Here is a 12,762-nt window from a genome sequence, read left to right as displayed (position 1 = left end):
CGTTCAGAGCCAGATTCGGCAGAGCTGGCTGCTCGGCTAGGCCAGGCTTCCACCAGTTGCCGGAGATGTACAGCATATTAAGAAGGTTATAGCTGTCGCTAAAGTAATCCTCCTTCTTATTCTTCATCCAGTCCCAGCCGGCATTAACCCAGGCCTGGTTGCTGCTATCCGCCGTCGCTGCGGAGATAAAAGGAGACACAAATACCGCTGTCGCATAGTCCCCAACCTCTGCTCCATTCAGCTTGTAGCCATTTTTTATTTTCGAAGGAGTATTGTTGGTCTTGCCTTTGATCCAGCCCGTCAGCTTATCAGAGATCGCTTTACTGCGCGGGTCTCCATACATTGCATAATCCATGACGATTCTAAGCGGAACGCGGCTGGCGTTATAATAATAAATATTGGTCTCTTTGAATTCATCGAGATACCATTCAGGTGCAGGCTTAGGTGGGTTGTTGACGACAAAATCCGAGATTAAACCTGTCGTAGGAGAGTAAGTATTGCTGAAATCATGATATACAGAATAGAGATTATCAATCAGTTGAATCCATACCGGATCCTGAGTCACCTCATAGAAAGCTCTCAGATGGCTGAGCATCCAGTCGGAAGGCCTTGTATTAAGCGCATTCTTGGCATCCCAGTCGCCCAGGTTCAGCCGATTGTTCGTCGTTACATAACTGGCCTTAATACCGTTGGTAATCATCTGCTTCGCTTCTTGCAAGTAATTGATCATACCGTCCGATCCCCACTGCTCATGCGCAAGAATCAGAGAATAAGCAATATCCAGATCCCCATCGGTTGCTGAATCAAAATGTCCTTGGGCATTTTTGTTGTCGGCAACGACCCAGCCCATCAAATTCGGATTGATCGAACTCTTATAAGCCCGAGCTGTCTTGAACAATCCGTTATAGATCGTCTGCGCGTCCGGATCATGTCCGGCCATTAGCGCGGTAATGATCATCCCATACCCTTGTCCCTCTGAAGAGCCTAAGGCTGTGAAGCCGCCCGGATTTCCGGTGATTTCACCTTTGACATAATAACCGCCAGGCAGTGAGCTGAGGTTATTCTTCAAATACTTGCCTTTCCAATAGTCATAGTACTGGGCAACCGATTGATTCATCGCATTCTGGGTGACATGGTCCGGTTTGATAATGCCAGGATAGCTTACCTGTTGTGGAAAAGGCTTCTTCTCCCCTGCTGCATAGCTGCTTTGCGTAGGCGCCACCGATCCCGCCCCTGCCAACAAGATGGCAATGACCAGACTGACAAGCATCTTGTACCTTTTACTCCGTTTTGGACTGGACCCTGTTGTTGAAGCTGTGGCTGCTGCTGCAGATCGTGCATGAACATCGAGCTTTGTCCGGGTGTTACCCCTCGTCCTTGTCTGAAACATCGCTATTCCTCCTTTAATTGTGTGATTCATATGCCGCTTGTGCCGACTGAACTACAACATGGAAGATGTGTTATGTCTGAAGCAAGGATGTCTCATGCTTGTATAATATTACATTTATTGAAAATAATAAACCAGATTCGAATTCACAAAATCTATGCATGATGCATGTACAGGAGGAACCAGCCTATGACAAGCCACAATCAAGATCATTCCCGGGATGAAGCGAAGCTTCGCAATAAAATGGACCCTTCCGGCGACTCATTACAGGAGAAGCAAAAAATGAAACAAGGCGTCGATATTGAGCCTGAAGCGGATGAATGGGTCGCAAAACCGGCTGCATTTACCGATACGGATCAGGAATAATCAACAGCTTGACGTGAAATCCGCTACAGCGAAGAAGCTGGGCGGATTTTCTCATTCTGGTAGCCATCCATAGATCACTTGTTGACGTTGTTGTTATACAGGTTGCCGCCGCCAATCCGCACATCATCATGGGCTGTCGTTCCCGCAGCCGCACCGGTAGCATACACGACATAACCCGCTGAATCATCAAGATGAACCGTGTTATGGTCAAAAGAATTATTCTGCCCGGTCGGATACGCCGTTCCATGCGTCCGAACCTGGAATGCATCCGTAATATTGGCATTGCCGTTGCGATAGCCCTGATTATAGCGAACGATCGTATTTACACCTTTGACATCAATGAAGCTATCCGCGCTATTCGCTCCGCTGATGCCCGTGCCATTAAAAGTGCAATACTCAACAATCGTTCCACTTGCCCCTTCCTTGATATCGATATGCTCCGCTGTGATCCCGCCATCAAATATCGTATGGCTGATTACATTGTCGTACACCAGATGTTCATAATTGGAGCTGGAATCCGAGCCGACATAAGCCCCTTCCCCATAACCCGGCTGATATTTACCCGTATTATAGATCGTGGAATACTCCAACCTGTTATACGAGCTGCCATCGCGAAAATGAACCCCCTCGTCACCGATCTGATGTATTTTCAGGCCATGAAGCAGATTATTGTTGCCGTGATCAATCACGATCCCCTTTTGTGCCGTATCGATTTCCATATTGCGGATTTGCCAATAATCTCCGGTTAAATGGATGCCGTAGGACCCGTCGTTCACGCTTGTTCCTTTTAGTACAGCCGGGTTGTCCGGATCACAGCTCGTCAGCAGGATCGGTGCGGCTTCCGTGCCATTTTGACCGGAATAGAATAATCCTTGGCCTCCGGGATCCCCGCTTGTCGCCTTTACTCCTGTGTAGGTGCCTGGAGCAATCGCAATAATGTCGCCGGGCATGGCCGTCCGCATGGCATTCTGAATAGCAACAGCGCTGTTCAGCGCGCTGCTACAGACCGGAGTCGAGCCTGAATCAGCCAGCGTTCTAACCATCACCGTGCTACTGGGCGCTGAACGGTTGCCCGCGCTGTCTCTGGCTATAACGTAGTAGCTGTACAACGTATCCGAATCCAACGCGCTATCCAGAAAAAAGACCCCCGCTGTATCCGCTGCCAAATTCCCATTGCGAAATACTTCATACCCCGCAACTCCGCCGCTGGCCTCGGCCGGGCTCCAGCTTAATTGGATCTGCGTACCTGAAGTCGCAACACCAGTAACATGCGTTGGGGCTGCAGGAGGCTGCTCATTACCGCCAGGATGAGTGCTGCTGCCACTAATGATAAGCTCCGGCCCATTCACGCCCTTCTCCCTGCTGTTCAGTGTCGTGTACTTGCCTGCGCTTTCTTGAAGCATGAAGGAGACAATGCCGTCTCCGGCCGCTTCTGCCGCTACATAGCCGGTCACATCTAATTCATAATAGACTGCGGTCGTATTCATCGGAACGCTGCCGGCCAAGCTTCCCTGGACCGGCTTATTGTTCCAGGTGATCGTCGATTCATTCCAGTTATCAGCAGTCTGATAGGCGGATAGAACCGTATTGTATGATGAGCTTCCGTAAATTCTGAGCTTTGCGCTCGTTACATTTGAAATTCCGGAGAGATTAAATTTCAGGAAGGCTTGGCGAGAGCTCGCCGTATCATTCTTGACATACAAAGATGTAGAGGCTCCATAATTGGAGGAGGAGTTGCCTTGATGCACATAAGAGTCACCGATCGGACTTAGTGTCACAGGCGAGGCCATTGCCATAGTCTCTGTAAAAGATAAGCCAAGAACCAGGACCAGAAGGCATAATCCCAGCTTATAGAACAACGAATGAATATTGCGGATACTGCTAGACATACGAATCACTCCTTTTTATTTTCGGTTGATTCTTATGTTTGCGGGTCCACGCTTGTCAGCTGAAGGATCTCTATCCTCCCTTCCTAACAGGCTTTTTGATGCCGATTAAACACGGGTTGTCCCTTCAAGTATAAAGCAAGCAGAACGGAACAGATATGAGCATTTTTACCTATTATTGGAATTGTAAATTGCTATTAAGTCTTCTGGCATGCAGCAAAAAAGCAGCCAAACCATAGGTTCAGCTGCTGAGGTCGTGTTAAAGTCCTTGTTCCACTAACGAATCACTGAGCAAGCAATCCGTGCTCCGGAATTGCCGGACGGATCGGTAACGTAGTCATCGGCTTTTTCATGAATCATAAGCGAAGTGCCGCCAGGCTTCAGCAAAGAATTTGGGGAACCCTTCTTAAGCGTCACCGTCTTGCTCTCCAAATCGGTGTTAACCGTTCCATCTGCCTTGACTGTAATGTTAAGCAGGTCGCCCGCATGATATCCCTTCGGATTTTTGAATCCATGCTGCTTCCCTTCCGGGTTGAAATGGGCCCCGGCCGACGTAAAGTCCGGTGGATCGCATTTTCCCGTCTCATGGAAATGGATGCCGTGTTCTCCCGGCGGGAGATTTTTAGCTTCGATATGGATATGGACGGCGTCTGCTTTTTGCGTCAACACGGCTGTGCCTATCTCTGCGCCTTTGGAATCGATGATCACTGTCTTGATTTGCAGTTCCTCTGATTTGGCCCAAGCCGAATTCATAGGTGCAACTCCGAACATCAGAGAACCAAGGATGCTCAGGCAGATGAGTTGTTTTTTCATAGTGCGGATTCTTCCTCCTGTAGATGTTTTCGCTTCCTTCCACAGGATGTCCCATTTGGATAAAAAAGATAACTTCACGACAAACACTTCGTCCCATATTGCTATAACGATTAGAAATCCGGTATGTCGATCACAACTTCGCGTCCTGTCTGTGATGAGCACAAAATGCCGTCCAGAATGGCCTGATTGCGAACAATTTGTTCTCCCGGAATCGGTGCTGGCCCGCCTTCGCGAAGCGCACGCACAAAATCCCTGATTTTCTCAGCGAAGACATCGATCTCATGTTCAATCAAAGGAATAGCGCTTTCCGTATGATGCCCCTGAATGTCATGGAACAGGGATACCGCACCAACATGGCCATCCCATACGCCGCCCCAAGGCCCCTGGCTCTTAGGCAGCACCTTGAGACCAGCGTCCGTGCCAAGGAACATCGTCGCTCCGAGCGAATCCATATGCATCGCCCAGGAGGTCTTGAAATTAAGCACGAGATCATTCTCAAAGCGAATCATCGCTACCCCGAAATCCTCGACATCAAACCGGTCTGCCTCCGGATGATATTTGGGATTGGTGCCGAAGTGATTCGACGTATACGCCGATACAGTCAACGGCTTAGGGTATCCCAATGTGTTCAAGGCGAAATCGAGCGAATAGCAGCCGATATCAGCCATCGCGCCCGCGCCGGAAATCTCCTGACGAATGAAGGTTCCTCCCGGCATGCCGCGGCGGCGTCCTCCACCGGTCTCCATGTAGTACACTTTGCCAAGCTGTCCGCTCTGCACAAGCTCCTTGATAAGACCCATGTTCGGATCGTATCGGGGTTGGAAGCCGATATTAAGCATTTTGTCAGCTTCTTTGGAAGCCTGAACCATGCCTATCGCTTCCTCCAGTGTGACCGACATCGGCTTCTCGACCATCACATGCTTGCCGGCATGCAGCGCATCCAGTGTCGTTAGGTAGTGTGCGGCATTAGGCGTACATATACTGACCCCATCCAAGTCCAGCTCCAGCAGTTTGTGATGGTCATCGAATCCTACAGCCTGTTGCAGACCCCAATTGTTAATAAAATGATCCGCCCGTCCCGGAAAAATATCCGCCACTCCTACAATTTCGACATCCTCGATATCCTTGTAGGTACGTGCATGCACACCCGCGATTCCCCCGCTACCGATGATGCCAATTTTGATCGTTCTGCTCATGTGGTCTTCTCCTCCTGCATTCCTTCTTTAAAATATTCTATTTCACAATTTTAAGTAATAGTCGCAGCGTATGACCTCTCGCTGTTCGCCGAACCCAACGGATTGACGTTGGGCTCAGTCTGATCAGCGATCCCGTAATCGAGGATTATTTATAATATTTGTCGCAGATAGCGGAGGCTGGCTTCGATCGATTCCAGCTGTGGAATCTCGTATTCCTCCTGTTCGACAGTGTACCATTCGATGCCAAAATGCTTGCCGGCTGCCGTTATGGTCTCGAAATCGAGAATGCCTGTGCCGATCTCCGTATTGCGCTGATCCTGCTTGCTCTTCATGTCCTTGATATGGAGAATTCGGCAGCGGTCTGCAAACGATTCTATCCAGTCCGCAGCGCGGAACCCGGCATATTCTGCCCAGTATGTATCCAGTTCAAAGAACAGATGCTCAGGCGAGGTATGTTGGGCCAGCAGCTCGAGGCCTGTCAACCCGTCATGCTTCTGGAATTCAATGCCGTGATTGTGATAGCCAAAGCGGAGCCCCTGCTCTTTGCAGCGTTCGCCAATGCGATCAAACCTCTCAGCAGCCCGCTTATAGCTATCCGCGTTCTCACGCAGCTCTTCAGGTAGGCCCGGGCAGATGATATAGGGGCTGCCGATGGCAAGCGAATAATCCATCATCTCTTCCAGTCTGTCGGTTAGATCAGGCATGCCGATATGACTTCCAGCCGCTCGCAGCCCGTATTCATCCAGCGACTTCCTAAGCTGCTCCGCTGATGTGCCGAAATATCCGGCAAACTCAACCCCGTCGTAGCCAATCTCCGCTACTTTTTTTAAGGTGCCAAGAAAATCTTCACCTGTCAGTTCTTTAATAGAATAAAGTTGCAACGCAATATTTTCCATATTTCATGTCCCCTTCCCAATCCTTAGGTAAGGTAAAGATACCAAAATCATAGAAGAAGTAATACAATGAAGCTACTTAAAAATATCAAATATTTGTTCTTGGTGCCGCAAAGGTTATTTTTTGCATACGGGGCAACTGAGGTTGAGGTGATGAGATGATGAACGAGCCCTATTTTGAATCCAACCGGACCCAGGACGGGTCGATCCACTATCCTTATGAGAGTATGATCCATTACGGCAAAGAGCCGCGCTGCATTGTGCCATCTCACTGGCATCTGTATATTGAAATCTTATATTTGCTATCCGGGACGGCCAAGGTCTATTCAGGAGGCGAAGCCTATGTCCTCAGTGAGGGCGACCTCATCCTGATTCATTCCCATGAGACGCATTCGATTTATTCTCTGGATCATGAGCTCTCCTATATCGTTGTCAAATTTGATCCGGAGATTCTGTACTCGACTTCCCGGACATTTTTAGAATCAAAATATATTCTGCCGTTCACCCTGGCTGAGTCTAGCAATCAGCGCGTCTTCACGGCTTCCGAGATTAGAGATACGCCAATCCCGGACATGATCTGGGAGATCTACCATGAATTCAGTGCCAAAAGCTTTGGCTTTGAGCTTGCCGTCCGTACGCTGATTTGCCGCGTCTTCCTGTGGTTTCTGCGGCAGCCTCGTCAACAGCAGCATTGGAACTGGGAAGTGGCGAATTCCTTGAATGACAGCGACTATCAAATGCTGCAGAAGGTGTTCGAATATATCGACTATAACTATAAAAGCGATATTAATGCGCAAACCGCAGCCCGTCTGTGCAATATGAGCTACAGCTATTTCTCCCGAAGATTCAAGGCGATCATGGGCAAGACTTTCACAAACTATTTGAACTATATCCGTATTACCGAAGCTGAGAAGCTCCTGCTGACAACGGATCAGAGCATGACCGAGATCGCCCTGGAGGTTGGCTTCTCAAGCTCCAGCTACTTCATTCAGCAGTTCAGACAATACAAAGACATCTCTCCCTACCAATTCCGCAAAAAAGGAAAAGCCTGATACCAAGGAGTATCAGGCTTCGTATGCCGATTGCAATTGCATTCAGCAGCAAAGCAGAAATAGCAGAGTCCAACGCAGCCACCGCCTCGTCCAGCCCTAACAAAAACAGGGCTAATTAGCGCTGCTACATGCTCTAACGAAACCAGGTATTGTTATTTAGCCTTGCGTCACACTCTAACGTAACAAATTGCTAAATTTGCCCCTGCTGTACATCCTAACTAATGTAACCGGAGACTCCTATTGGACTATATCGCCCCTGCTCCAGACTCTAATGAAACTGTGTATCGCTATTCGGCTATACTAGCACTGTTTCGCAACCTAACTAGCGGAACCGGGAACCCCTATTCGACTATATCGCCCCTGCTTCACACTCTAACGAAACTCTGTATCGCTATTGGGCTATATTAGCACTGCTTCGCAACCTAACTAGCGGAATCGGGAACCCCTATTGGACTATATCGCCCCTGCTTCACACTCTAACGAAACTCTGTATCGCTATTCGGCCATATTTACCTTGCTTCGAATTCTAACGAAACTGTGTATCGTTATTCGGCCCAAATTGCTATGTTTGGGCCTTGTTTTGGCCAAATAGCGATCTGTAGTTTCGTTAGATTTTTTTACATCTCAATTTTGCCCAAATAACGTGTCCCAGTTTCGTTAGCGCAATAGGTTACACACCTGCGCTTACGGAACTGTCCGAGCAATAGAGTTAGAACCTAGGGAGGAATCAGGTTTCGTATATTGGTTTCAATCAGCAACGCAGAAATAGCAGAGTCGGTCGCGAAACCGCAGCTTCATCGGGTCCTAACGAAACTGGACTATACTTGCCTTGCTACCACTCTAACGAAACTAGGTATCGTTATTTAGCTATATTAGCCTTGCGTCACACTCTAAAGTAACTATTTGCTAAATTTATCCCGCTATACATCCTAACTAGCGTAACCGGAGATCGCTATTTGGCTATATCGCCCCTGCTTCACACTCTAACGAAACTCTGTATCGCTATTGGGCTATATTTACCTTGCTTCGAATTCTAACGAAACTGGGTATCGTTATTCGGCCCAAATTGCTATGTTTTGGCCTTATTTTAGCCAAATAGCGTTCTGTAGTTTCGTTAGATTCTTTTACGTCTCAATTTTGCCCAAATAGCGTGTCCCAGTTTCGTTAGAATAATAGGTTACACACCTGCGCTTACGGAACTGTCCGAGCAATAGAGTTAAGTCAGGTTTCGTATATTGGTTTCAATCAGCAACGCAGAAATAGCAGAGTCGGTCGCGAAACCGCAGATTTATCGGGTCCTAACCAAACTGGACAATATCTCGGTAAATGGTCCGCTGGGATACATTATACTTCTCCGCGAGTGCCGAAGCTGATAAAATCTCATGATTCAGGAGCATGTAGGCCATGGAAATCAGTCTTTCCAGTTTCATATCCTATCCCCTTATTATGAATTTCACTTCCAGCCTCCCTGATGGTGGTGAAGCTCAAGTCCAGCTCTTAGCCCTTCAACATCCAGTCCGTCGACAGCAAAAGCCTGACGCACCAGCTCCGGTGCGACAAACTCGTCATACTTGCCTAAATATGGCGCTTCATCAGGCCCGAGCAACATGGATGGATCTGCGCAAGAACCACATTCGAGCAGGATCTGCTCCAATAGCGCCTGACTGTCCGCTTGGCCGGCCACCACGAAATAATACGGCTCCATCGGCACGATGGAACGGAGCGACAGGCGCTGGGAGAGGTTATTTTTGAGCAGCCGCTCCAGCGTGCGGAACTGCTTGCTGCCAACCCATGGCAAAATAAATAACGAGTCGCCGCCAGCCGGAATGACGGCGGATCTCAGCAGTCCGCTCTCCTTCGCCAGACGGCGAGCCCGCTCAAGCCGGTTGACGGCTTGCGGCGAAAGATACGGATAGATCGTATTATCCGCCAGCACCTCACGCATTTTCCTTAGAACCAAAGTATGAATATCCCCGCCGGCCCCTAGCCACAAGGTATCCACTTTGCCTAAGGCCTCTTTGACGTACACCGCCTTATGCTTGGTGTCCACCTCGGTGACCTTCCACAGCTTGCCTGCCAGTGAGAAGCAGTATCCAGGCGGCGGCACGGTCGTAATCGAGCCAATTTCCTCTGTTCCGTTATATACCGCATGTTCCTCGTCATCCTTGAACACGGCGTAGAAACGGAAGTTGTTCACGATCTTCTCACCCGTAAGGCCGATAATCAAAGTCTGCTGCTCGGTCCACTGAATATGATCCGTCTGCAGCAAGTAATTCAGGAACACTTTGTACGTATCCGGGGAGATCCGGCTAAAGGATGGCAGCGACAGCACATCGGAGGCCAGTTCGACCGGCGTCGCTTCCCCTTTACTCTTCAATATACTCATCGTCTGGTGGTAGAGAAGACCGATCGGCATTTGCCGAATATCCAGCGGCTCCACCCAGCGGTCGCGGACATAAAGCTCGATAACTGCAATCGCCCGCAGCAGCATCCAAGGCATACGCGCCGGCAGCATCGCATCTTCGTCCTCCTCCTCCGGACAGACGAACAGCATCTCGGAGGCCGCGTCTCCGCGCCTCCCGGATCGGCCCAGCCGCTGCACAAAGCTGGAGGCGCTATAAGGAGCGCCCAGCTGTACGACTCGTTCCAGCTCTCCCAGGTCGATCCCCAGCTCCAGCGTCACGGTTGCGGCGGCAACCGCCGGGCCGGGCTTATCCTTCAGCGCCGCCTCCGCTTCCTCGCGCAGCATGGCGGAGATGCTGCCGTGATGCACGTAGAACACATCGGGCTGATGGCGGTGAGCGGCAAGCCTGCGCAGCTCCAGCGTCGTCAATTCCGCATCGGAACGGCTATTGGTGAATACTAACGTTTTTTTCAAATGGGTACTGTCGTAGATGAAGCTGTAATAGGCCTTGCGGGCATTTTGCAAATGCTCGGCCTGCTCCTCGTCCCGTGCATCCGGGAACGAGAAATGCTCCACCCGCAGCCGCAGCTTGCGTCCGCCAGGCACGGAGACTGCGTCAACCGGCTGATTGCTGCCCGCACCAAGCCAGGCCTTCGCTGCTTCATAGTCACTTAGCGTTGCGGATAAGCCGACACGTCTTGGCGAGCAGCTTGCCATTCTCTCGATCCGCGCGATCTGGCTCAGCACCTGGATGCCCCGATCCACGCCCATAAAGGCATGAACCTCGTCGATAATGATATATCTGAGATCATGGAACAAGGCGGGGATTGCATTGGGCCGATTCATCAGCAGCCCTTCCAGCGATTCCGGCGTGATCTGCAGCACACCGGACGGATTACGCATCAGCTTGCTCTTCTCTATCTGCGAGACATCGCCGTGCCAATGCCAGGCGGGAATATTGCCATCCCGTAGCAGCTCTTTGATCCGTTCGTACTGGTCATTAATGAGCGCCTTCAAGGGGCCGACATACAAAATACCTACGGACGCGGACGGACGCTCATGCAGTTCGGTCAAAGCCGGAAAAAAAGCCGCTTCCGTCTTCCCCGACGCCGTTCCCGCGGCAATCAGCATATGGTTCGGCGTATCCATGCAAATTTTAAGCGCCTCAACCTGGGCCGGACGAAGCGTCTCCCATCTTTTTCGGTAAATAAATTCCTGAATAAATGGCGCCAAGCGATAAAACAGCTGATTGGCTTCGCCGCTCATAATTCGAACTCCGCCAGAAAATCATCCAATTCGTCCTGTGACTCCCCTGCCTCCGTCGTATGTTCCGCCCTTCGCTCACCCAGCAGCTGACTGAACGAAACCTCCGGATTCTGATGCAAGGTATGCAGTAAATCCATAAAATCACGTACTACCTCACGTGGGGTTAGCAGCTCGTCCGCCCCCATTCTGCCGACAGCCATCTCCATAAATTGAATGAGATCCGCATCTGTTAAAATTGGGGTATAAGCAAAATGCAAACCATGGATCTGCCGCAGCTTCTGCAGCAAAATCAAAATCTCTTCATGCGAGAGCATCTCCAGTTTAAGGATCGGGCCGGTATAGTTGCGGTAGCCCGCCCTCGCAAAGCGGCCTTCCACCAGGCGGGAGCGCAGCGCTTCATAGCTGAACAGACCGCGCCGTTCATCCTCGACAAACTGCGGCGTACCGCCCAGAAAAATGCCGAGATGCTCCGTTTTGCCCTGCATCGTGTCGTTAAACATAGTCAACAGCTTTTCATAATTGCTTGTGCGAGCGATGCTGTTGGAAATTTTATATAAATTAACGCCTTCGTCGATAAATAGCAGCAGACCTTGATATCCGATCGCCGCTACAAATTCCGACCACAGCTTGATATAGTCATACCAGTTGTCATCATCGATAATGACGCTCACATCCAGCTCTTTTCGCGCTTCGGTCCTGGTCGGGAATTCGCCGCGCAGCCAACGCAGCGCTGCCTGCTTCTGCCCGTCTTCTCCAAGCTTATGGCCGTTCCAATAAGCCGCCAATACGCGGGCGAAATCAAAGCCATGCACCAGATTTTGCATTTGCGCCGCAACCGTGAAAATCCGCTGCTCGACGGCCACGGTTAATGCCGGGTCACCGGGACGCAAGCCTTCGTCCTTCATGGCCTCCTGCTGTATCGTCGTAATCCACTTCTGCAGGACGGCCTCCAGCGCCCCACCGTCCGGCCGAGTACGTGTTGACAGATGCGTCATCAGCTCACGGTAGGTGGCCAGGCCTTGTCCTTTTGTACCGACCAGACGGCGTTCGGGCGACAGATCGGCGTCAGCCGTCACGAAATCGCGGTCGAGCGCATAATTGCGGATCGTTTGCAGCAGGAAGCTCTTGCCGCTGCCATAGCGCCCGGTAATCAATCGCATGGCCGCTCCGCCAGCACTGATATTGTCCATGTCGCGCAAAATAGCCTCGACTTCAGCCTTCCGCCCCACCGCGATATGCTCTAAGCCGATTCTAGGCACCACACCCGCAGTGAATGAATTTATCAGCGCGGTTGTCAGCCGCCTCGGGATTTTGATATCGGCTATGTTTGGTTCCATCATTCCACTTCACCTCGTCCATTTCGTCCTAATTCCTAATCGAGGTAGTTCAAAAAGTCTGCTTATGATCACGAAGCGAATCAAGAAGTTACGCAGCATCGAATCTTAAATTCAGCCGGGCCTTCCGGTGCTCTTGTACAAACTATGTACGCTCCGCTCCTC

The 12,762-nt window shown here is 50.4% G+C and carries 8 protein-coding genes and 2 pseudogenes; 2 read left to right on the top strand and 8 right to left on the bottom strand.

Features of this window, described 5'->3' with window-relative positions:
• Window positions 1-43 precede the first annotated feature (43 nt).
• Window positions 44-1,270: pseudogene (locus BN1360_RS17315) on the bottom strand (family 8 glycosyl hydrolase); the annotation flags it as partial.
• A gap of 306 nt (window positions 1,271-1,576) precedes the next feature.
• Here BN1360_RS17315 and BN1360_RS17310 point away from each other — a divergent pair.
• Complete coding sequence (locus BN1360_RS17310; RefSeq protein WP_179016055.1) at window positions 1,577-1,753, top strand: hypothetical protein; 177 nt, start codon at window positions 1,577-1,579, stop codon at window positions 1,751-1,753.
• 74 nt (window positions 1,754-1,827) lie between these two features.
• Here the strand turns inward: BN1360_RS17310 and BN1360_RS17305 are convergent, their stop codons facing one another.
• The 4 genes from BN1360_RS17305 to BN1360_RS17290 form a co-directional block, all read right to left on the bottom strand.
• On the bottom strand, window positions 1,828-3,642 hold the full coding sequence (locus tag BN1360_RS17305) for a CBM96 family carbohydrate-binding protein (RefSeq protein ID WP_068781105.1): 1,815 nt from the start codon (window positions 3,640-3,642) through the stop codon (window positions 1,828-1,830).
• Window positions 3,643-3,915: 273 nt separating this feature from the next.
• A complete protein-coding gene (locus BN1360_RS17300; RefSeq protein ID WP_068781104.1) occupies window positions 3,916-4,452 on the bottom strand; it encodes a superoxide dismutase family protein in 537 nt (178 codons plus the stop codon).
• A 110-nt stretch (window positions 4,453-4,562) separates the two neighbouring features.
• The gene (locus tag BN1360_RS17295) at window positions 4,563-5,648 is read right to left on the bottom strand and encodes a Gfo/Idh/MocA family protein (protein ID WP_068781103.1); all 1,086 of its coding nucleotides are present in this window, start codon (window positions 5,646-5,648) and stop codon (window positions 4,563-4,565) included.
• 149 nt (window positions 5,649-5,797) lie between these two features.
• Window positions 5,798-6,544: a sugar phosphate isomerase/epimerase family protein gene (locus BN1360_RS17290; protein WP_068781102.1), complete on the bottom strand. Its 747-nt coding sequence runs from the start codon at window positions 6,542-6,544 to the stop codon at window positions 5,798-5,800.
• Between the two features lie 158 nt (window positions 6,545-6,702).
• Between BN1360_RS17290 and BN1360_RS17285 the strand changes: the two genes are divergently transcribed.
• Window positions 6,703-7,593, top strand: coding sequence for a helix-turn-helix domain-containing protein (locus BN1360_RS17285; RefSeq protein ID WP_068781101.1), 891 nt, complete (start codon window positions 6,703-6,705; stop codon window positions 7,591-7,593).
• A 1,313-nt stretch (window positions 7,594-8,906) separates the two neighbouring features.
• On the opposite strand, the pseudogene BN1360_RS17280 reads toward BN1360_RS17285, so the two are convergent.
• From BN1360_RS17280 to BN1360_RS17270, 3 genes and pseudogenes are all read right to left on the bottom strand, one after another.
• Window positions 8,907-9,023, bottom strand: a pseudogene (locus BN1360_RS17280) (HTH domain-containing protein); the annotation flags it as partial.
• Between the two features lie 23 nt (window positions 9,024-9,046).
• Window positions 9,047-11,263 carry a DEAD/DEAH box helicase gene (locus BN1360_RS17275; protein ID WP_068781100.1) on the bottom strand — a complete coding sequence of 739 codons (2,217 nt, stop codon included), beginning with the start codon at window positions 11,261-11,263 and terminating at the stop codon, window positions 9,047-9,049.
• Window positions 11,260-12,588: an ATP-binding protein gene (locus tag BN1360_RS17270; protein ID WP_068781478.1), complete on the bottom strand. Its 1,329-nt coding sequence runs from the start codon at window positions 12,586-12,588 to the stop codon at window positions 11,260-11,262. Before BN1360_RS17270 ends, BN1360_RS17275 begins: the two co-directional genes overlap by 4 nt.
• Window positions 12,589-12,762 lie beyond the last annotated feature (174 nt).

It is taken from the genome of Paenibacillus sp. GM2 (assembly GCF_900069005.2).
Taxonomy (GTDB): domain Bacteria; phylum Bacillota; class Bacilli; order Paenibacillales; family Paenibacillaceae; genus Fontibacillus.
The sequence above is the reverse complement of the archived record's forward strand: the minus strand, read 5'-3'. Positions and strand labels throughout refer to the sequence as shown.